Origin of the sequence: Streptomyces sp. DT190, assembly GCF_049846985.1 — a bacterium.
GTDB lineage: Bacteria > Actinomycetota > Actinomycetes > Streptomycetales > Streptomycetaceae > Streptomyces.
In genome coordinates this window covers 57,853-79,227 of the sequence record NZ_JBNCNM010000009.1, presented here as the reverse complement: position 1 = coordinate 79,227, position 21,375 = coordinate 57,853, and the positions used below count along the sequence as shown (strand labels likewise).

The window sequence follows — 21,375 nt, the reverse complement described above, 5'->3', positions numbered from 1 at the left end:
AGCGCCCCTCACAGGCCCCGGCCGCCCGCATCCCGGAACCCTCACACCCACTCCCCGCCCCCGCTGAGGGCAGCGTTCCCCGTGGGAAACAGAGGTGATGCTGCCGGGTAACACCCGCATCGCACGCTCGATGACATGACCTCGAATGAGCGTGTGGTGGTGATCGGCACCGGCCTCGCGGGCGTGCGGCTCGCCCGGCGGCTCGGTGAGCTCGGCACGCCCGCGACCCTGATCGGCGAGGAGGAGCACCGGCCGTACAACCGGGTGCTGCTCGCCGAGGTGCTGGCCGGACGGTACAGCCCCGAGGTGATCGCCCTGCCGGCACCCGCGCAGGTGGTGCGGGCACGGGTCACCGGGATCGACCGCGAGCGGCGCAGCGTCGCCTGCGCGGACGGTTCCGTGATCGCATACGACCGGCTGGTCCTGGCGACCGGCTCCAACCCGGTGCTGCCGCCGCTGCGCGGGTTGTTCACCGAGGACCGCGAACTGCCCGAGGGCGTCCACGCGTTCCGCACCATGGACGACTGCCTGGGCCTGTCCAAGGCGGTCCGGCCGGGTGTCCGGGCGGTCGTCATCGGCGGCGGGCTCCTCGGGGTCTCCGCGGCCCGGGCGCTCGCCCTGCGCGGCGCCCAGGTGGTGCTCGCCCAGCAGTCCGAGCGGCTGATGGAACGCCAGCTGGACCCGGCGGCCTCCCGGCTCGTGCGGCGGCACCTGACCGACCTCGGCGTGGAGGTCCACACCGAGTGCCGGGTGCGGGACGTGCGCTGCGTCGGCGGCGCGGTCCGCTCCGTGGAGCTGGCCGACGGGTACGCCCTCGACGCCGACCTGGTGGTCGTCGCCTGCGGGGTCCACCCCCGGGCCGGGCTGGCGCAGGCCGCCGGCCTCGACGTGCGCAAGGGCGTGGTCGTCGACGACGAACTGCGCACCTCCGACCCGTACATCCACGCGATCGGCGACTGCGCCCAGCACGACGGCGTCCTGTACGGGCTCGCCGCTCCCGCGCTGGAGCAGGCCGACGCCCTCGCGGACCTGCTGGCCGGCGACCCGGCCGCCCGCTACACCGGCACCCGCTCCCTGACCCGGCTCACGCTGAACGGGCACGACAGCCCCTTCGACCTCGCCGCGTTCGGCGAGACCGAGGCGCTCCCGGGCGACGACGTCGTCCAGCTCGCCGACGCCACCCGCGGCACCTACCGCAAGGTCGTCGTCCGCGACGACCGCCTGGTCGGCGGGGTCCTCGTCGGCGAACTCGGCACCGTCGGCGCGCTCGCCCGCGCCTGGGAGGGAGCAGAGCCGCTCCCCTCCGACGGCGGCCCGCTGCTCCACCTGCTCACCAACGATGGAGGCTCCTGATGACGGCCACCCCCGGGGCTACCCCCACGATCGTGCTCGTCGGCCACGGCATGGTCGGCCAGCGCTTCCTCGAAGCGCTCGCCGAGCGCGGCCTGACCGCCACGCACCGCGTGGTCGTGCTCTGCGAGGAGCCGCGTCCGGCCTACGACCGGGTCCAGCTCACCTCGTACTTCTCGGGCAGGACCCCGGAGGACCTGTCCGTGACGGACCTGGCCTTCATCGCGGACCACGGGATCGAACTGCACGTCGGCGACCCGGCCGAGACGATCGACCGGGAGGCCCGGCGGGTCACCTCCCGCAACGGGCTGGTCGTCGACTACGACGTGCTGGTGCTGGCCACCGGCTCCTACCCGTTCGTGCCGCCGGTGCCGGGCAAGGACGCCGAGGGCTGCTTCGTCTACCGCACGATCGAGGACCTGCTCGCCATCGAGGAGTACGCCGCGAGCCGGGCCACCACGGGTGCCGTGGTCGGCGGCGGTCTGCTCGGCCTGGAGGCCGCGGGGGCGCTGAAGGGACTCGGACTCGACGCCCACATCGTGGAGTTCGCACCCCGGCTGATGCCCGTCCAGGTCGACGAGGGCGGTGGCGCCGCCCTGCTGCGCACCATCGAGGAGATGGGCCTGAGCGTCCACACCGGCGTCGGCACGCAGGAGATCGTGGTCGGCGAGGACGGCGCCGTGCGCGGCATGAAGCTGTCCGACGGCTCCGAACTCGCCACCGACCTGGTGGTGTTCTCCGCCGGTGTCCGCCCCCGCGACCAGCTGGCCCGCGACTGCGGTCTGACGGTCGGCGAGCGCGGCGGCATCGCGGTCGACGAGCAGTGCCGTACGGTCTCCGACCCGCACGTGTTCGCGATCGGCGAGTGCGCGCTGGCGGCGGACGGCCGCGTCTACGGCCTGGTCGCGCCCGGCTACGAGCAGGCGGAGACCGCGGCCGCGACGATCGCCCGGGACGAGGCGGAGTTCACCGGCGCCGACCTGTCCACCAAGCTGAAGCTGCTGGGCGTGGACGTGGCGTCCTTCGGTGACGCGCACGGCACCACCGAGGACTGCCTGGACGTCGTCTACTCCGACTCCCGCGCGGGCCTGTACAAGAAGCTGGTCATCGGCCGCGACGGCACGCTGCTCGGCGGCATCCTGGTCGGCGACGCGGAGGCCTACGGCACGCTGAAGGCGTTCACCGGTTCCGTCCCGCCCGTCCCGCCCGAGTCGCTGGTGCTGCCCGCCGGAGCCGGCGCCCCGGCCCAGCTCGGCCCGGCAGCCCTGCCGGACGAGGCGATCATCTGCTCCTGCAACAACGTCACCAAGGGCACGATCCGCGGCGCGGTCACCGAGCACCGGTGCACCACCGTGCCCGAGGTGAAGAAGTGCACCAAGGCCGGTACGACCTGCGGCAGTTGCGTGAAGGTCCTCGGCCAGCTGGTCACCGCCGAGCTGGAGGCGTCCGGCGTCGAGGTCGACAAGGGCCTGTGCGGCTGCTTCTCCCAGACCCGCGAGGAGCTGTACGAGATCGTTCTGGCCCTGCGCATCACCTCCTACCAGGACCTGCTGGACCGCCACGGCCGTGAGGAGGCCCGGGGCGGCGACGGCTGCGAGGTCTGCAAGCCGACGGTCGGCTCGATCATCGCCTCCCTCGCCCCGACGATCGGCGCGAGCGGCTACGTCCTGGACGGCGAGCAGGCCGCGCTGCAGGACACCAACGACCACTTCCTGGCCAACCTGCAGAAGAACGGCTCGTACTCGGTCGTGCCGCGCATCCCCGGCGGCGAGATCGCCCCGGAGAAGCTGATCGTGATCGGCGAGATCGCCCGTGACTTCGGCCTCTACACGAAGATCACCGGCGGCCAGCGGATCGACATGTTCGGCGCGCGCGTCGAGCAGCTGCCGCTGATCTGGGCGCGTCTGGTGGACGCCGGCTTCGAGTCCGGCCACGCCTACGGCAAGTCGCTGCGCACGGTGAAGTCCTGCGTCGGCTCCACCTGGTGCCGCTACGGCGTCCAGGACTCCGTGAAGATGGCGATCGACCTGGAGCTGCGCTACCGGGGACTGCGCTCCCCGCACAAGCTGAAGTCGGCCGTCTCCGGCTGCCAGCGCGAGTGCGCCGAGGCCCAGTCGAAGGACTTCGGCGTGATCGCCACGGCCAACGGCTGGAACCTGTACGTCGGCGGCAACGGCGGCGCCACCCCGCGCCACGCCGACCTGCTCGCGCAGGACCTGTCGGACGCCGAACTGGTCCGCCTCATCGACCGGTTCCTGATGTTCTACATCCGCACGGCCGACCGTCTGGAGCGCACCTCGACCTGGCTGGAGCGGATCCCGGGCGGCCTGGACCACGTGCGGGACGTCGTGGTGCACGACTCGCTCGGCATCTGCGACGAACTGGAGCAGCTGATGCGGGCGCATGTCGCGCACTACCGCGACGAATGGTCCGAGACCATCAACGACCCCGAGAAGCTCGCCCGGTTCGTGTCCTTCGTGAACGCGCCGGACACCCCCGACCCGGTCGTCGCGTTCGTGCCCGAGCGCGACCAGATGAAGCCCGACCTGCCGCTGCTGTCCATCGGCATGCGACCCGCCGACGTTCTGGAAGGAAGCGCCCAGCGATGACCCTGGCACCCGAGACCACCGACCTGAAGGTCCAGCTCTCCCTGGACGGCGACTGGTTCACGGTCTGCGAACTGAGCGCGCTGTTCCCGGGCCGCGGGGTGGCCGCCCTGCTGCCCGACGGCCGGCAGGCCGCGCTCTTCCGCGACCGCACCGGCGAGCTGTTCGCCCTCGACAACCGCGACCCCTTCACCGGCGCGGCCGTCCTCTCCCGCGGCCTGACGGGCACCCACCGGGGCCGCCCCTTCGTCGCCTCCCCACTGCTGAAGCAGCGCTTCGACCTGGCCTCCGGCCAGTGCCTGGACGACGAGGGAGTCCGGGTGACGGCGTACGAGGTACGCACCGCGTAGCCGCGGCCGACGGGAGCCGCGGCATCCCTGGACCGCCAGGGGGTGCCCGGCGCCGGGGCCCGGCCGGGCGGAGCCGTATCGCGGGGCGGGGCGCCTCGCCCCCTCGCTGTCGAGTTCCTGTCGAGTTGCGCCGACCCGGTCCGTCTCCGGGGGCGCGTCGCGTTTCATCGGATGCGTCGCGTCACACCCCCACCTTCCACGGAGGCCCGACCATGACTCGGAACCCTCTCCGTCCGTCCCGGCGTGCGGTGCTCGGCGGTGCCGCCGCCGCACTCGCCGCGGCGGCCGCAGGCACCGGCACCGCGCAGGCCGCTCCCGGGAGCGCCTGGCCGACCGAGTTCCCGCTGCCCGACGGCTGGCTGCCCGAGGGCATCACGATCGGCGGCAGGCCGTACGCGTACCTCGGCTCCCGCGCGAACGGCGCCGTGTACCGCGCCGACCTGCGCACCGGCAAGGGCGAGGTGCTCCACGCCGGCGGCACCGGGCTCGCGTCCATCGGGCTGAAACTGGACCGCGACGGCCTGCTCTACGTGGCCGGCGGTGGCGGCGGCACCGCGAGGATCGTCGACGCGCGCACCGGCGGGCTGCTCACCACGTACCGGCTCACCGAGGACACCGCGCCCTTCATCAACGACGTGGTGCTGCACGAGGACCGCGCCTGGTTCACCGACTCCCGCGCCGCGGTCCTGCACGGCGTCCCGCGCGGGCGCCCGGGCAGGGTCCGCGCCCTGCCGCTGACCGGCGAGTGGGTGCAGGCGCCCGCCGGGACCAACAGCGCCAACGGGCTGGTCGCCACCCCGGACGGGAGCGGGCTGATCGTCGTCAACGCGGGCCGCCTGTACCGCGTGTCCCTCCGGACCGGCCACGCGGCCGTGATCGCGCTGGAGGGCGCGGCCGACGTGACCAACGGCGACGGCCTGGTCCGCGTCGGCCGCACGCTCTACGTCGTCCAGAACCGTCTGAACAAGGTCACCGTCTTCCGTCTCGACCGGCGGGCCGGCACCGCCACCCTGACCCGGACGATCACCGACCCGCGCTTCGACGTGCCGGCCACGGCCGCCCGTTGGGGCGACCGCCTCTACCTCGTCAACGCCCGCTTCACCAGCCCGCAGACCCCCGAGACCACGTTCAACGCGGTGGCCGTGCCCCGGTAGACGCCTTCGGGGAGGAACGCCCGGGAGCCGGTGAGGTGCCCGGGTCCGCGGCGCGCTCGCAGTGCGGCCGGTCGCCGAAGTCCCGCTTCCGGCTCCACAGTTTCCCGGCCGCCTGGATGTGCCACTCCGGGTCCGGGAAGGACGGGCAGTCGGCGATGGCCACGGCCTTGTCCGGTGCCTCCGGGAACACCGAGCGGACCCGCTGCCGCACCTTCTGCTCGGGCCACAGTGGCTCACCCGGGCACCCACGGGCGGCTCACAGCATGCCGCCCCGCGGCCACTGTTTGTCCATGCTCCGTCAACCCCGTGCCCCTAGCGTCCTTTTCGCCTCCCCCCACGCACGACCCTGCCGTCGACCGGCGGCGGGGCGGTACGGCACCTCTGGAGTGAGAGTGGAACGTCGTAGCCTCCTGCGTGCGGCCGTCCTCGGCGGCACCTCGGCCGCCCTCGGCGGAACCCTGTGGCGCGGCGCCGCGTACGCGGCCCCGGCCCAGCCCGGCGCCGGCCCCTACGGGGCCCTGGGCTCCCCGGACGCCAACGGCATCAGACTCCCCGGCGGCTTCACCAGCCGGGTGATCGCCCGCTCCGGCCAGCGGGTCGGGAACACGTCGTACACCTGGCACAACGCCCCGGACGGCGGCGCCTGTTACGCCGACGGCACCGGCTGGATCTACGTCTCCAACTCCGAGATCAACCCCTCGGGCGGCGCGAGCGCGGTGCGGTTCTCGTCGACGGGCGCGATCACCGGCGCCTACCGCATCCTGTCGAACACCCGCACCAACTGCGCGGGCGGCAAGACCCCGTGGAACACCTGGCTGTCCTGCGAGGAGGTGGACCGCGGCTACGTCTACGAGACGGACCCCTGGGGCGTGCAGGCGGCCGTGCGCCGTGACGCGATGGGCCGCTTCAAGCACGAGGCGGCGGCTGCGGACCCGGTCCGGCGGGTCGTCTACATGACGGAGGACGTCACCGACGGCTGCTTCTACCGCTTCCGGCCGACGACCTGGGGCGACCTCTCCTCCGGCACGCTGGAGGTCCTGGTGGCGGGCAGCGGCACGAGCGGCCCCGTCACCTGGGCCCGGGTCCCCGACCCCTCCGGCGCCACGGCGACCCGCAACCAGGTCTCGGGCGCCAAGCGCTTCAACGGCGGCGAGGGCTGCTACTACGCCGGCGACACCTGCTGGTTCACCACCAAGGGCGACAACCGCGTCTGGCAGTACAACGCCGCCGCCCAGACCATCGAACTCGCCTACGACGACTCCCTGGTCACCGGCGGCACGGCCCCGCTCACCGGCGTGGACAACGTCACCGGCTCGGCCTCCGGCGACCTGTTCGTCGCCGAGGACGGCGGCACCATGGAGATCTGCGTCATCACCCCCACCGACGTGGTCGCCCCCTTCCTCCGCGTCGACGGCCAGTCCGGCTCGGAGATCACGGGCCCGGCCTTCTCCCCGGACGGCACCCGCCTGTACTTCTCCAGCCAGCGCGGCACCAGCGGCAGTTCCTCGGGCGGCATCACCTACGAGGTCCGCGGCCCGTTCCGCACCTGACCCGACCCGCACTGCTTCACGTGACCATCACGAAATGGTCACCTCTCCCTCATCCGAGACCGCCCGGATCTACGGTCATCCCCTCACGTACCACCCCTGGGGGGATGACCATGACCCATCCGTACGCCGGACCGCACAACGGTCCGTACCCCGCTCCGCGGCCGGACCGGCCGGCACCCCGCTGGGCCCGCAAGCGGTATGTGCTGCCCGCCCTCGCACTGGCCCTGTTCGTCGGCGCCGGGATCGGCGCCGGCGGCGGGGAGAGCGGCGCCGACGCGAAGCCCGCTGCCGCGAAGCCGCGGCCGACCGTGACGGTCACCGCGACGGCCACGGCCACCGCGACCCAGGCCGCCGAGAAGCCGGAACCGGCGCCCACCGTCACCGCGACGAAGACCGTCCGGGCCACCACCACCGTCACCGCCCGGCCCGCGCCCGGCGGCGTCGACGACGCCGGGGGCGACACCGACACGGGCGGCGGCGCGGGCGTGTACTACGACAACTGCAGCGAGGTCCGGGCCGCCGGGGCCGCCCCCATCCGCCGGGGCGAACCGGGGTACGCCTCCCACCTGGACCGGGACGGTGACGGGGTCGCCTGCGACACGTGAGCCCGGCCCCGCCGGTGACCATCGGCGGGTTCGGCCGTTCCTCCGTTTGGGCAGTTCGTCCGGGCTGTCCTGCCGACGGAAGGGACATCACCGTGGACACGACCGCGCCCGCCACCGACGTACCGCGCGTGCTGCCGCGCGCCGAGTGGGTCAAGACGCTGCCGCAGGCCATCGTCGCGTCCTGCGTCCTGCTGCTCGACCCGCAGGACCGGATCCTGCTGCTGCGCTACGCCCCGGGCCAGCCGGGGGCCGGGCTCTGGGGACTGCCGGGCGGCATGCTCGACCACGGCGAGGACCCCCTCTCGGCCGCCTGCCGCGAGGTGTGGGAGGAGACCGGGATCGTGCTCGACGGCACGCCCCGGTTCCTCGGCTACGACCACCGGGCCGACGTGAAGGGCACCGGGCCGGTGATCGACTTCTACTTCCACGGCGGCCGGCTCGCCGCCGCACCGGACGTCCGGCGCAGCGGCGAGCACGACGACCACGGCCTGTTCGCCCTCGACGACCTCGGCTCCACCGCCCTGCTGCCCCAACTGCGCGCCCTGCCCGCCCTGCACGCCGCGGCCCTGGCCGGCACGGTCGTACAACTGCGGGAGGGCCTGCCGCGGTGAGGCGGCGCCGGCCGTCGCCTGCGCACAAGAGGACAGCGGGCCCCCCTCCGCACAAGGGGGACCCGCTGTCCTTCGCGGGCCGGAGCCGCCGCGATCGGTGAGGGTCGGGGACCGTCGGCGGCTCCGGGTCCGTGCGTCCCGGCTAGCGGTGGTCGCTGCCCTGGGACTGGACCGCCGCCCGGCCCGCTTCCAGGCGGGCGACCGGGATGCGGAACGGGGAGCAGGAGACGTAGTCGAGTCCGACCTCGTGGAAGAAGTGGACCGACTCCGGGTCGCCGCCGTGCTCGCCGCAGACGCCGAGCTTGAGGTCGGGGCGGGTCTCGCGGCCGGCCTTGGCGGCCAGCTTCACCAGGGAGCCGACGCCGTCCTTGTCGATCGTCTCGAACGGGGAGACACCGAAGATGCCCTTCTCCAGGTAGGCGGTGAAGAAGCTCGCCTCCACGTCGTCCCGGGAGAAGCCCCACACCGTCTGGGTGAGGTCGTTCGTGCCGAAGGAGAAGAACTCGGCCGCCTCGGCGATCTGACCGGCGGTCAGGGCGGCGCGCGGCAGCTCGATCATCGTGCCGATGGACAGCTTCAGCTGCGCGCCGGAGGCCGCCTCGACCTCGGCGATGACCTGGTCGGCCTCCTCGCGGACGATCTCCAGCTCCTGGACCGTGCCGACGAGCGGGATCATGATCTCGGCGCGCGGGTCGCCCTTGGCGGCCTTGCGCTCGGCGGCGGCCTCGGCGATCGCCCGCACCTGCATGGTGAACAGGCCGGGGATGACCAGGCCCAGGCGGACGCCGCGCAGGCCGAGCATCGGGTTCTGCTCGTGCAGGCGGTGCACGGCCTGGAGCAGGCGCAGTTCGTTCTCGTGCGGCTCCTGGCGGGACTCGGCCAGGGCCACGCGGACCGAGAGCTCGGTGATGTCGGGCAGGAACTCGTGCAGCGGCGGGTCCAGCAGGCGGACGGTGACCGGCAGGCCGTCCATCGACTCGAAGAGCTGGACGAAGTCCTGCTTCTGCAGCGGCAGCAGCTGCTTGAGGGACTCCTCGCGCTCGGTGTCCGTGTCGGCCAGGATCAGCCGCTCCACCAGCTCGCGCCGGTCGCCGAGGAACATGTGCTCGGTGCGGCACAGGCCGATGCCCTGGGCACCGAAGCGGCGGGCGCGCAGCGCGTCCTCGGCGTTGTCGGCGTTGGCGCGCACGCGCAGCCGGCGCTTGCGGTCGGCGAAGGCCATCATGCGGTGCACGGCCTCGACCAGCTCGTCGGCGTCGTCGGCGCCGGGGTGCATCCGGCCCTCGAAGTACTCCACGACCGGCGACGGCACGACCGGGACCTCGCCGAGGTAGACCTTGCCGGTGGAGCCGTCGATGGAGACGACGTCGCCCTCCTCGACGACGTGCCCGCCGGGGACGGTCATCCGGCGGCGCTTGGTGTCGACCTCCAGCTCCTCGGCGCCGCAGACACAGGTCTTGCCCATGCCGCGGGCGACGACGGCCGCGTGGGAGGTCTTGCCGCCCCGGGAGGTCAGGATGCCCTCGGCGGCGATCATGCCGTCCAGGTCGTCGGGGTTGGTCTCGCGGCGGATCAGGATGACCTTCTCGCCGGAGCGGGACCACTTGACGGCCGTGTAGGAGTCGAAGACGGCCTTGCCGACGGCCGCGCCCGGAGAGGCGGCGATGCCACGGCCGACCGTCGCGACCTTGGCGCTCTCGTCGAAGCGCGGGAACATCAGCTGGGCCAGCTGGGCGCCGGTGACGCGGGTGAGCGCCTCGGCCTCGTCGATCAGGCCCTGGTCCACCAGCTGGGTCGCGATGCGGAAGGCCGCACCCGCGGTGCGCTTGCCCACCCGGGTCTGGAGCATCCACAGCACGCCGCGCTCGATGGTGAACTCGATGTCGCAGAGATCCTTGTAGTGGTTCTCCAGGGTCTGCATGATCTGCATCAGCTGGTCGTACGACTTCTTGTCGATCGACTCCAGCTCGGCGAGCGGCACGGTGTTGCGGATGCCCGCCACGACGTCCTCGCCCTGCGCGTTCTGCAGGTAGTCGCCGTAGACGCCCTGGTGGCCGGAGGCGGGGTCGCGGGTGAAGGCGACGCCGGTGCCGGAGTCGGGGCCGAGGTTGCCGAAGACCATGGAGCAGACGTTGACGGCCGTGCCCAGGTCGTGCGGGATGCGCTCCTGGCGGCGGTAGAGCTTGGCCCGGTCGCCGTTCCAGGAGTCGAAGACGGCCTTGATGGCGAGGTCCATCTGCTCGCGCGGGTCCTGCGGGAAGTCCCGCCCGGCCTCGGTCTTGACGATCTTCTTGAACTTGGTGACGAGCTTTTTGAGGTCGGCGGCCTCCAGCTCGGTGTCGACCGTGACCTTCTTGGCAGCCTTCGCCGCCTCCAGCGCGTCCTCGAACAGCTCGCCGTCGACGCCCAGCACGGTCTTGCCGAACATCTGGATCAGGCGGCGGTAGGAGTCCCACGCGAAGCGCTCGTCGCCGGCCTGCTTGGCCAGGCCCTGCACGGACTTGTCGGAGAGTCCGATGTTGAGGACGGTGTCCATCATGCCGGGCATGGAGAACTTGGCGCCCGAGCGCACCGACACCAGCAACGGGTCGTCGGCCTGGCCGAGCTTCTTGCCCATGCGGGCCTCCAGCGCCTCGAGGTGCGCACTCACCTCGTCACGCAGTGCCGCCGGCTCCTCGCCGCTGTCCAGGTAGACCTTGCAGGCCTCCGTGGTGATGGTGAAGCCGGGCGGAACCGGCAGGCCCAGGTTCGTCATCTCGGCGAGGTTCGCGCCCTTGCCACCGAGGAGGTCCTTGAGGTCCTTGTTGCCCTCGGTGAAGTCGTAAACGAACTTCACGCCCTCAACACTCGTACCGTGCTCAGCTACGTGGGGATCTTTGTTTTCCGACACGGGTCTCGACTCCTCGAGGACGCGGTGGCTGCCCTGACGGCGAGGAACATACCCAGATCAAAGGCGTCTGGGGAGGTCCACTCGCGCGTCATGCGCCTGTAACCACTCGTCCGCCAGCGGATCGAAAGTCAAGGCTCGGCAAGCGATCACAGCCGCATGTTTTCACTTCTTGAACGCAAGAACCTCCTCGAATCCCATCGAGCGCTCATGTGAGCGGAGTTTCCGCACATTTGATTTCGCTCGATGAACGATCAAAGGGTGGCACTCAGTGCCACCCTTTGGAGAAGTGCAGCCGCTCAAGATCCGCTCATCTGAGCGGAACCCTTATCAAGGGTGGCGAGAATCACGCTGCCACAGCCGACCGGATTTCACCATGCGGACGCGTCTTCGGACCGAAACCCGCCCGTCACACGCCGAGCGCGCGCAGCCGCTCCTCGACCCGCTCGGGCGCGTAGAGGTGCTCCACGACCATCGCACCGGCTCCCACCAGCCCGGCCCGCTCGCCCAGCCGCGCGGTGACGACGTCCAGGTGGGCGGTGGAGCGGGGCAGCGCCCGCTGGTAGAGCAGTTCGCGCACGCCCGTGAGGAAGGGGGTTCCGGCCAGATCTCCGGCGATCATCAGCACGCCGGGGTTGAGCAGGGTCACGACGGTCGCGAGGACGTCCCCGACGCGGCGCCCGGCCTCCCGGGCGAGTCCGACCGCCTCGGGGTGCCCCGAGGCCAGCAGGTCCCGCACGTCCGAGCCGGAGGCGGCCGGCACCCCGGTCTCCGCGAGCCGCCGCGCGACCGCGCCGCCGCTCGCGACGGCGGCCAGACAGCCGTAGGAGCCGCAGCGGCACAGCGCACCGGCGCCCTCCGGCACCCGGATGTGGCCGATGTCCCCGGCGCCGCCGTCGACGCCCCGGAACACCGCACCGTCGACCACGACCCCGGCGCCGATGCCGGTGGAGACCTTCACCAGCACGAAGGCGGAGCAGTCCGGATAGCCGGTGCGCTGCTCGCCGTAGGCCATGAGGTTGGCGTCGTTGTCCACCAGGACCGGCACCGGGCCGGCGCCCGTGTGCTCGGTGAGGGCGCGGGCCAGCCGGCCGCGGAGGTCGTAGCCGTCCCAGCCGGGCATGATCGGCGGCTGCACGACACGGCCGGTCTCGCTGTCGACCGGCCCGGGCACCGCGAGCCCCACCCCGCACACCTGCTGGACCCCCTGCCCGGCCTTCTCCAGCAACTCGGCGAACCAGCGGCCCAGTTCGCCGAGCACCTCGTCCGGTCCGTCCTCGACGACGAGGGTGCCGGAGTGCTCGGCGAGGATCTCGCCGCTCAGCGACAGCACCGCCGCCCGCGCGTGCCGGGTGTCGAGGTCGGCGGCCAGGACCACCGCGTGCTCGTCGTCGAACTCCAGCGTGATGGAGGGCCGTCCGCCCAGCGGGGAGTCCACCGGGCCCCCGGCGCCCTCGCGCAGCCAGCCCGCGCGGAAGAGCCTGTCCAGCCGCTGCCCGACGGTCGCCCGGGACAGTCCGGTCGCCTGCTGCAGCGCGCCCCGGGTCGTGGCGCGACGACTGCGCACCAGTTCGAGCAGATCGCCGGCGCTGGCCTGACCCGTTCCTCTTCCGGTCCTCCCGGGCCGTCCGCTCATGCACACCCCCTTGTGTTTCTCAACCTTGCCTTACATAGTGGGTTTTGCGTGTTAAATAGACGTAACCCCACGGTAGCCGTAGCCGAGCCGGCCGGCCGGACGTCTTTCGGAGAGCCCCGAGTGGACAGCACCGCCCAACGCGCCCTTCGTCCCACGGGACGCGCCCTTGCATACGATCCGTCAGACACCGCGCCGCCCCTGCACGTCCGGGCCGCCGCCGTGCTGGAGGACGGCTGGACCGGCACCTCCACGGTGCCCTCGCGCGGCCTGTACCCGCACCAGTGGTCGTGGGACTCGGCGTTCATCGCGATCGGCCTGCGGCACCTGTCGCCGTTACGGGCCCAGACGGAACTGGAGACGCTGCTCGCGGCCCAGTGGGGGGACGGGCGGATCCCGCACATCGTCTTCAACCCCTCCGTCCCGCTCGACGCGTACTTCCCGAGCCCCGACTTCTGGCGCTCCTCGGCCGCCGGGCGCGCGGCCGGCGCCCCGCGCACCGTACAGACCTCCGGGATCGTGCAGCCACCGGTCCACGCCCTGGCCGCGTGGCTGGTGCACCTCGCCGACCCGGGCCTGTCCCGGGCGCGCGGCTTCCTCACCCGGGCCTACCCCCGGCTCGCCGCCTGGCACCGGTACCTGCTGCACCGGCGCGACCTGGGCGGCGGCGGCCTGGTCTCCGTCGTGCACCCCTGGGAACAGGGTATGGACAACAGCCCCTGCTGGGACCGCCCGCTGTCCCGGGTCACCCCGGCCCCGGCCCGCTCCTTCCGCCGCGCCGACCTCGCGCACGGCGCGCCCGAGGACCGGCCCACCGACCTGGACTACGGGCGTTACGTGCGGCTGGCGGCGGACTACCGCGACCGCGGATACGCCGACGGCCCGGGCGACTTCGCCGTCGAGGACCCCGCGTTCAACGCCCTGCTCATCGCCTCCGAGTACGCCCTGGCCCGGATCGCCCGCGAGCTGGGCGCCGCAGGTCCCGGCCGGCCGGAGCGCGCCGGGCGGCTGACGGCGGCGCTCGTGGAGCGGCTGTGGGACCCGGCGGCGGGGATGTTCCTGTGCCGGGACGTGCGCGCCGGGGAGAAGATCTACGAGCGCGGGGTCTCCGGGCTGATCCCGCTGCTGCTGCCCGGCCTGCCGCGCGACCTCGCGGCCGCCCTGGTCCGCACGGTGTGCGGGCCGCACTTCGGCCTCGGCGGCACGACCCGCCTCGTCCCGAGCTACGACCTGCTCGGTGAGTCCTTCGACGCGCACCGCTACTGGCGCGGCCCGGCCTGGTTCAACACCAGCTGGCTGCTGGAGCGCGGACTGCGGCTGCACGGCGAGCGCGGCCGGGCCGACGCCCTGCGCAAGGGCATCCTGCACACCGCCGGCGCCTCCGGCTTCGCGGAGTACGTCGACCCGTACACGGGCCAGGCCTGCGGCGCCACCGGCTTCGGCTGGACCGCCGCGCTCACACTCGACCTGCTGCACGACCGTCCCACAGGGGACCGGAACGGCCTCACGGCGATCAAGGGAGGGGACCGGGGATGACGGACCGGCATCATCTGCTCGTGCACGGCCAGACGTTCGCCGCCGTGGGCGACCGCGGCGACATCAGCGGCTACCGGGGCGGCAGCGCACCGGACGGCCTGTTCGTACGGGACGCGCGGCACCTGAGCCGGTGGCAGCTCACCGTCGACGGCGCCGTGCCGGAGACGCTGACGCCGGTCGCCGACGGGGACACCGCGCGCTGCGTCCTGGTCCCGCGCGGCGGCCGCAACGAGCCGCCCGCGTACACGCTCTTCCGTGAACAGGCCGTCGCGGACGCCGCGTTCGTGGAGTCCCTGCGCGTCACCAGCAACCGCCCGGTGCCGACGACGGTCCGCCTTGCGGTGACGGCCGACGCCGACTTCACCGACCAGTTCGAGCTGCGCTCCGACCACCGCACGTACACCAAGGCCGGTGCCGTCCGCTCCCGTCAGGTGCTGGACCACGGCGTGGAGTTCGTCTACCGGCGCGGCGAGTGGCGGTCCGTGACGAGCGTGACCGCCGAGCCCCGGCCGGACGCCGTGGAGGAGACCGGCACCGGCGCCCGCCGCCTGGTGTGGACCGTGGACCTCGATCCGCACGGCACGGCCGAGCTGGTCCTGCGGGTCATCGCCCGCCCGCACGGCGACAGGCGTGCCCTGCGCGTGCCCCGCTCCCCCGACGCCGTCCAGCGGCATCTCATCGCCCGGGAGGGCGCGTTCATGGAGGGGGTGGCGTTCCCGAGCGGCTGGCCGGAGCTGGCCGCGGCCTGCGCGCGGGGCCTGGCCGACCTGGCCGCGCTCCAGGTCCCGGCGACCGGACCCGACGGCGAGGAACTGCGCGTCCCGGCGGCCGGCGCCCCCTGGTTCCTCACCCTGCTGGGCCGGGACGCCCTGCTCACCTCGCTGTTCGCCCTGCCCTACCGGCCGGGACTGGCCGCCGCGACGCTGCCCGCGCTGGCCGCGACCCAGGCCACCCGGACCGGAACCGACGAGGTCGCCCAGCCGGGGAAGATCGTGCACGAGGTGCGGCACGGCGAGCTGGCCCACTTCGGCCAGGTCCCCTACCGCCGCTACTACGGCTCGGTCGACGCGACCCCGCTCTTCCTCGTCCTGCTCGGCGCGTACACGGAGCTCACCGGTGAGACGGCCCTGGCCCGCCGCCTGGAATCCCACGCCCGCGCGGCCGTCGGCTGGATGCTCGACCACGGCGGTCTCACCTCGCGCGGCTACCTGGTCTACCGCGCCGACCGGGGCGGCCTCGCCAACCAGAACTGGAAGGACTCCCCCGGCGCCATCTGCTCGGCCGACGGCGCCCGCCCGCACGGCCCGGTCACGGCGGCGGGCGCGCAGGGCTACGCCTACGACGCGCTGCGCCGCACGGCGTGGCTCGCGCGCACGGTGTGGCAGGACGGGACGTACGCGGACCTGCTGGAGCAGGCGGCCGGTGATCTGCGCGACCGGTTCCAGCGGGACTTCTGGATGCCGGAGCACTCCTTCCCGGCGCTCGCGCTCGACGGCCGCGGCCACCGGGTGGACGCGCTCGCCTCCGACGCCGGCCACCTGCTGTGGTCGGGTCTGCTGGACAAGGAGTACGGCGAACTGGTCGGACGGCGCCTGCTGGAGCCGGACTTCTTCTCCGGCTGGGGCGTGCGCACGCTGGCCGCCGGGCAGCCGGCGTACCACCCGCTGTCCTACCACCGCGGTTCGGTCTGGCCGCACGACAACGCGCTGATCGCCCTGGGCCTGGCCCGCTACGGGCTGCACGACGAGGCCCGGGCGGTCGCCCACGGCCTGGTCGACGCGGCGGCCGTGACGGGGCACCGGCTGCCGGAGGTGCTCGCGGGCTACGGACGGGACACCCACCCGGAGCCGGTGCCGTACCCGCACGCGTGTGTGCGCGAATCCCGCTCGGCGTCGGCCCCGTTGGCGCTGCTCACCGCGGTCGGCGGCGCCTGAGGGCCGGTTGGCCGTCCGTTTGCCGGGTGTTTGCCGAGCGCTGGCCCGGCGGGCTGAACGCACCCGGTGGACGCCCCGTACGGAACGGCGGCGGACCCGTTCCCCCACGCGGGTCCGCCACCTCGCCGGGTTTCGTACGGGAAGGACCTCCGGGTGCCTGTCTTCACACGCCTCCGTCAGCCGCCGCCGGAGGAGCCCTCCGGGGAAAGGCCCTCCGGGGAGGAGCGCTCCGAGGAGGAGCCCCGCGGAGAGCGGCCCCTCGGGGAGGAGGTCCGCACGGCGGACGCGGGCCCGGCCGCCCCCGGGTCCCGGCTCGCGCACCTGCGGGCCTGGCGCACCCGCCGCCCCCGGGCCGCCCGAACCCTCCACCGCGCGACGACCTTGGTCGCCGCGGTCCTGGTCCTCGGTGCGCTGCTCCTGCCCAACACGTTCCCGGCCCTCGAAGCGGAGAGCTTCGCCCGCGTCCCGGCGGAGGCGGTCGTCGGCGCGGTCGTCGTGCTGGCGCTGCCGCGCCGGCCCCGGCTGGCCGCCGCGGTGCTCTACGGGCTCGGCCTGACCGTGCTGACGGCCGTGAACCTGCTCGACATGGGCTTCAACGAGTACCTGGGCCGGGGGTTCAACGCGGCGCTCGACTGGGACCTGCTGCCCGACGCCCAGGCCTACGTCCGGGACACGCTGGGCGGAACGATGGCGACCGGCGCCGCCGTCGGCGCGGTCGTGCTGGTCCTGCTGCTGGCGGCGGTCCTGGTCGCGGCCACGGTCCGGCTGGCGGAGACCCTGGCCCGCCACCGGGCCCGGGCGACCCGGGGGGCGCTGGCCGCCGGCACCGTCTGGGTGACCTGCTCCGCCCTGGGGCTCACGCTGTTCGGCGGGCCGATCGCCTCCGAGCGGGCCGCCGGCGCGCTGCGGGCGCACGCCCAGCGGACGGTGGACTCGCTGCGGGACGAGGCGGCGTTCGCCCAGCAGGCGAAGGCGGACAGCTTCGGCGGCACCCCGCCCGATCAGCTCCTGCCCGATCTGCGCGGCAAGGACGTGATCTTCACCTTCATCGAGAGCTACGGCCGCAGCGCCGTCGAGGACCCGGCCATGGCTCCCGGCGTCGGCCGGACCCTGGACGCGAGCACCGCGTCCCTGGCCAAGGCCGGTTTCCACGCCCGCAGCGGCTGGCTGACCTCGGCGACGTTCGGCGGCAGCAGCTGGCTCGGCCACTCCACGACCATGTCCGGCCTGTGGATCGACAACCAGCGCCGCTACCGCACGGTCACCGCGGGGGACCACCTGACGTTGACCAAGGCGTTCCGCAAGACGGGCGCGTGGGACACGGTGGGTGTGATGCCGGGCGTGCAGAAGGGCTGGCCGGAGGAGGAGTGGTACGGCCTCGACCAGGTCTACGACGCGTTCGACCTGGGGTACCGCGGGCCGAAGTTCAGCTGGTCGACCATGCCCGACCAGTACGCGCTGGAGGCGTTCCAGCGGCGGGTGCACGGCAAGAAGCGCGACAGGCCGCTGATGTCGTTCGTCATCCTGACCTCCAGTCACCAGCCCTGGGCCCCGATCCCGAGGATGGTCGGCTGGGACGACCTCGGCGACGGCTCGGGCTTCGACGCGATCCACAAGGCCGGGAACAAGGCCTCGGACGTCCTCACCGACACCACGAAGTCCCGCGAGGAGTACGGGAAGTCGATCCGGTACTCGGTCACCAGCCTGATCCAGTGGCTTCAGCGCTACGGCACCGACGACACCGTCCTGGTCTTCCTCGGCGACCACCAGCCCATCGCCCGGGTCAGCGGCCCCCGCGCCTCCCGGGACGTGCCGGTGTCCCTGGTCGCCAAGGACCCGGAAGTCCTGGAGAAGATCGACGGCTGGAACTGGACGGAGGGCCTCAGGCCCGCCTCCGACGCGCCGGTGTGGCGGATGGACTCCTTCCGCGACCGCTTCCTGAAGGCCTACGGCTCGACGCCGCACCCCTCGAAGGGCTGATCAGCCGCCGGAGGTGTCGAGTTCGGCGTCCTCGCCGACGCCGGCGCAGTCGTAGGGGTCCTTCAGCCAGCCGTCCGGCAGCACCACCCGGTTGTTGCCGGAGGTGCGGCCGCGGGGCCCGTCGGCGCCGGTGGGCCAGGGCTGGTCGAGGTCCAGTTCGTCCAGGCCGGAGCGCAGTTCCTCCAGCGAGGAGGTGACGGCCAGGCGCCTGCGCATCTCGGAGCCGACCGCGAACCCCTTGAGGTACCAGGCGACGTGCTTGCGGAAGTCGATCACGCCCCGGGACTCGTCGCCGATCCACTCGCCGAGCAGGGTGGCGTGCCGGACCATGACGTCGGCGACCTCGCGCAGGGCGGGGCGGGCGATGTCGTCGGTGCGGCCCTCGAAGGCGGCGACCAGATCGGCGAACAGCCACGGCCGCCCGAGGCAGCCCCGGCCCACGACCACGCCGTCGCAGCCGGTCTCGCGCACCATGCGCAGGGCGTCCTCGGCGGACCAGATGTCGCCGTTGCCGAGCACCGGGATCTCCGGGACGTGTTCCTTGAGCCGGGCGATGGCGTCCCAGTCGGCGGTGCCGCCGTAGTGCTGGGCGGCGGTGCGGCCGTGCAGGGCGATGGCGGTGACGCCCTCCTCGACGGCGATCCGGCCGGCGTCGAGGTAGGTGATGTGGTCGTCGTCGATGCCCTTGCGCATCTTCATCGTCACGGGCAGGTCGCCGGCGCCGCTGACGGCCTCGCGCAGGATGGCCCGCAGCAGGTTCCGCTTGTACGGCAGCGCCGAGCCGCCGCCCTTGCGGGTCACCTTGGGCACCGGGCAGCCGAAGTTCAGGTCGATGTGGTCGGCGAGGTCCTCCTCCGCGATCATGCGGACGGCCTTGCCGACGGTGACCGGGTCGACGCCGTAGAGCTGGATCGAACGGGGCCGCTCACTGGCGTCGAAGTGGATGAGCTGCATGGTCTTCTCGTTGCGCTCGACCAGCGCCCTGGTGGTGATCATCTCGCTGACGAACAGGCCCTTGCCGCCGCTGAACTCCCGGCACAGGGTGCGGAAGGGCGCGTTGGTGATCCCGGCCATGGGGGCCAGGACGACGGGCGGCTGGACGGTGTGCGGGCCGATCTCCAGGGGCGTGGACATGCCTCCATTGTGCCGTGCAATGACATGGCAAAATTCATTAGTTAGCCACACTATCGAAATCGGCGTACGATGACGTCCATGCCCGAGCCCAGCCCCCGCCGCCGCATGCTGGTGCTCGCGATCTGCTGCATGAGCCTGCTGATCGTGAGCCTGGACAACACGGTCCTCAACGTGGCCCTGCCGTCCATGCAGCAGGACCTGCACGCCAGTACCTCCGGCCTGCAGTGGACCATCGACGCCTACACGCTGGTCCTGGCCTCGCTGCTGATGCTCGCGGGCTCCACCGCCGACCGGATCGGCCGCAAGCGCGTCTTCATGGCGGGCCTGGTCGTCTTCACCGCCGGCTCGGTGCTGTGCTCCCTCGCACCGAACCTCCAGGCGCTGGTCGTCTTCCGGATGGTCCAGGCGGTGGGCGGCTCGATGCTGAACCCGGTCGCCATGTCGATCATCACCAACACCTTCACGGACCCGCGCGAGCGGGCCCGGGCGATCGGCGCCTGGGGAGCCGTCGTCGGCATCTCCATGGCCGCCGGACCGCTGGTCGGAGGCCTGCTGGTGGAGTCGGTCGGCTGGCGCTCGATCTTCTGGATCAACCTGCCCGTGGGCCTGGCGGCGCTGCTGCTCACCCTGCGCTTCGTCCCCGAGTCCCGCGCGCCCCGGGCCCGCCGCCCGGACCCGGTCGGACAGGTACTGGTGATCGCGCTGTTCGGTTCGCTGACGTACGCGATCATCGAGGCGCCGAGCACGGCCTTCACGTCCCTGGCCCCGCTGGTGATCCTGGCCCTGGCGGCCCTCGCCGCACTGCTCCGGTACGAGCCGCGCCGCGCGGAGCCCCTGATCGACCTGCGCTTCTTCCGCTCGGCCCCGTTCAGCGGCGCCACGGTCATAGCGATCAGCGCGTTCGCGGCGCTCGGCGGCTTCCTGTTCCTGTCGACGCTGTACCTGCAGAACGTGCGGGGCCTGACCGCCCTGGAGGCGGGCCTGTGGATGCTGCCGATGGCGGTGCCGACGTTCCTGTGCGCGCCGCTGTCCGGCCGCCTGGTCGGCACCCGGGGGCCCCGTGCGTCCCTGCTGATCGCGGGCCTCGCGATGACGGCGAGCGGTGTCCTGTTCGCCGCGTTCGAGGCCGAGACGTCGAACGTCACGCTCTTCGCCGGCTACGTCCTGTTCGGCATCGGCTTCGGCTTCGTCAACGCGCCCATCACCAACACGGCGGTCTCCGGCATGCCGCGCGCCCAGGCGGGCGTGGCGGCCGCGGTCGCCTCCACGAGCCGGCAGCTCGGGCAGACGCTGGGCGTCGCGGTGGTGGGCGCGGTGCTCGCCTCCGGTGTGGGCGGGTCCTCCTACCGCGAGGCGTTCGTGTCGGCCGCGCGGCCGGGGTGGTGGATCCTCACGGTGTGCGGGTTCGCGGTGCTGGTGCTGGGGGCCCTGACGAGCGGGCGGTGGGCCCGGGGCACGGCCGAGCGGACGGCGCAGCGGCTGCGGTCGGCGGAGGCCCGCCGACCGGTCGTCACCGGCGGCTGAGCGGCCCGCACCGCACGGGCGCCCGTACCCACGCTCGGTGTGGCCGGCCTCGGCACGCTGGTCCTGTCCCTGGTCCCCGCGACGGGCATGCGGGACGCCCTGGTCGTGACCCCGCTGGTGCAGCTCGCCGGGGTGGCGCTGACCGGCCTGCCGAGCCTGCGGTTGCCGCGCACGGTCGCCCGACATCGCTCACAGCCTGATAACCGTGTTCCGGGGAAGCCCTGTTGATGTCGGTCCTGCTGCAGACTCCTGACTGCGAGCGGGCCGGATCTTTCCAGGATCCCCGGACGCGGGAGGCGTCATGGCGCACATGGACACGAGCAAGGTGAGTCGCTGGGACCTGCACGGGCGCGAGCACGTGGTGCAGGTGCGGCGTACGGGCGTGCAGCGCACGATCAGATGCGACACCTGCGGCTGGCGCAGAGGCGCCCAGTTCCTGCCCTGGCTGAAGGCGGAGGAGCACCTGGCCGAGGCCCACCAGGCGACGGTGGACCCGACGGCGGCGTGAGCGGCCCGGGCGG

Annotated in this window: 15 protein-coding genes and 1 pseudogene; 13 read left to right on the top strand and 3 right to left on the bottom strand. The window is 73.0% G+C overall.

Annotation, left to right across the window (positions count from 1 at the left end):
* The first annotated feature begins 135 nt into the window (after positions 1-135).
* The 7 genes from ACPXCS_RS17870 to ACPXCS_RS17840 all read left to right on the top strand — a co-directional run bounded on the left by ACPXCS_RS17870 (position 136) and on the right by ACPXCS_RS17840 (position 8,226).
* Positions 136-1,353: an NAD(P)/FAD-dependent oxidoreductase gene (locus tag ACPXCS_RS17870; protein WP_425945045.1), complete on the top strand. Its 1,218-nt coding sequence runs from the start codon at positions 136-138 to the stop codon at positions 1,351-1,353.
* A complete protein-coding gene (nirB, locus tag ACPXCS_RS17865) occupies positions 1,353-3,959 on the top strand; it encodes a nitrite reductase large subunit NirB (protein WP_425945044.1) in 2,607 nt (868 codons plus the stop codon). The genes ACPXCS_RS17870 and nirB overlap by 1 nt, the downstream gene beginning before the upstream one ends.
* Positions 3,956-4,306, top strand: a complete 351-nt coding sequence (nirD, locus tag ACPXCS_RS17860) for a nitrite reductase small subunit NirD (RefSeq protein WP_425945043.1) — start codon at positions 3,956-3,958, stop codon at positions 4,304-4,306. The genes nirB and nirD overlap by 4 nt, the downstream gene beginning before the upstream one ends.
* Before the next feature lie 212 nt (positions 4,307-4,518).
* On the top strand, positions 4,519-5,460 hold the full coding sequence (locus ACPXCS_RS17855) for an SMP-30/gluconolactonase/LRE family protein (RefSeq protein ID WP_425945042.1): 942 nt from the start codon (positions 4,519-4,521) through the stop codon (positions 5,458-5,460).
* Positions 5,461-5,852: 392 nt separating this feature from the next.
* Positions 5,853-7,010: an alkaline phosphatase PhoX gene (locus ACPXCS_RS17850; protein WP_425945041.1), complete on the top strand. Its 1,158-nt coding sequence runs from the start codon at positions 5,853-5,855 to the stop codon at positions 7,008-7,010.
* A gap of 110 nt (positions 7,011-7,120) precedes the next feature.
* A complete protein-coding gene (locus ACPXCS_RS17845; RefSeq protein ID WP_425945386.1) occupies positions 7,121-7,615 on the top strand; it encodes an excalibur calcium-binding domain-containing protein in 495 nt (164 codons plus the stop codon).
* 92 nt (positions 7,616-7,707) lie between these two features.
* On the top strand, positions 7,708-8,226 hold the full coding sequence (locus ACPXCS_RS17840) for an NUDIX hydrolase (RefSeq protein WP_425945040.1): 519 nt from the start codon (positions 7,708-7,710) through the stop codon (positions 8,224-8,226).
* Between the two features lie 142 nt (positions 8,227-8,368).
* Here the strand turns inward: ACPXCS_RS17840 and ppdK are convergent, their stop codons facing one another.
* Positions 8,369-11,116 carry a pyruvate, phosphate dikinase gene (ppdK, locus tag ACPXCS_RS17835; RefSeq protein WP_425945039.1) on the bottom strand — a complete coding sequence of 916 codons (2,748 nt, stop codon included), beginning with the start codon at positions 11,114-11,116 and terminating at the stop codon, positions 8,369-8,371.
* A 406-nt stretch (positions 11,117-11,522) separates the two neighbouring features.
* Entirely contained in the window at positions 11,523-12,749 is a 1,227-nt protein-coding gene (locus ACPXCS_RS17830; protein WP_425945038.1) for an ROK family protein, read from the bottom strand.
* Between the two features lie 120 nt (positions 12,750-12,869).
* Between ACPXCS_RS17830 and ACPXCS_RS17825 the strand changes: the two genes are divergently transcribed.
* The 3 genes from ACPXCS_RS17825 to ACPXCS_RS17815 all read left to right on the top strand — a co-directional run bounded on the left by ACPXCS_RS17825 (position 12,870) and on the right by ACPXCS_RS17815 (position 18,196).
* On the top strand, positions 12,870-14,282 hold the full coding sequence (locus tag ACPXCS_RS17825) for an MGH1-like glycoside hydrolase domain-containing protein (RefSeq protein WP_425945037.1): 1,413 nt from the start codon (positions 12,870-12,872) through the stop codon (positions 14,280-14,282).
* On the top strand, positions 14,279-16,216 hold the full coding sequence (locus tag ACPXCS_RS17820; RefSeq protein WP_425945036.1) for a glycogen debranching N-terminal domain-containing protein: 1,938 nt from the start codon (positions 14,279-14,281) through the stop codon (positions 16,214-16,216). Before ACPXCS_RS17825 ends, ACPXCS_RS17820 begins: the two co-directional genes overlap by 4 nt.
* Before the next feature lie 153 nt (positions 16,217-16,369).
* A complete protein-coding gene (locus ACPXCS_RS17815) occupies positions 16,370-18,196 on the top strand; it encodes a CDP-alcohol phosphatidyltransferase (protein WP_425945035.1) in 1,827 nt (608 codons plus the stop codon).
* On the opposite strand, the gene dusB is transcribed toward ACPXCS_RS17815, so the two are convergent.
* A complete protein-coding gene (dusB, locus tag ACPXCS_RS17810) occupies positions 18,197-19,330 on the bottom strand; it encodes a tRNA dihydrouridine synthase DusB (protein ID WP_425945034.1) in 1,134 nt (377 codons plus the stop codon). It lies immediately after the preceding gene.
* Between the two features lie 78 nt (positions 19,331-19,408).
* Between dusB and ACPXCS_RS17805 the strand changes: the two genes are divergently transcribed.
* From ACPXCS_RS17805 to ACPXCS_RS17795, 3 genes and pseudogenes are all read left to right on the top strand, one after another.
* Entirely contained in the window at positions 19,409-20,854 is a 1,446-nt protein-coding gene (locus tag ACPXCS_RS17805) for an MFS transporter (RefSeq protein WP_425945033.1), read from the top strand.
* A gap of 30 nt (positions 20,855-20,884) precedes the next feature.
* A pseudogene (locus tag ACPXCS_RS17800) lies at positions 20,885-21,082 on the top strand (hypothetical protein); the annotation flags it as partial.
* Positions 21,083-21,155: 73 nt separating this feature from the next.
* Positions 21,156-21,362, top strand: coding sequence for a hypothetical protein (locus ACPXCS_RS17795; RefSeq protein WP_425945032.1), 207 nt, complete (start codon positions 21,156-21,158; stop codon positions 21,360-21,362).
* Positions 21,363-21,375 lie beyond the last annotated feature (13 nt).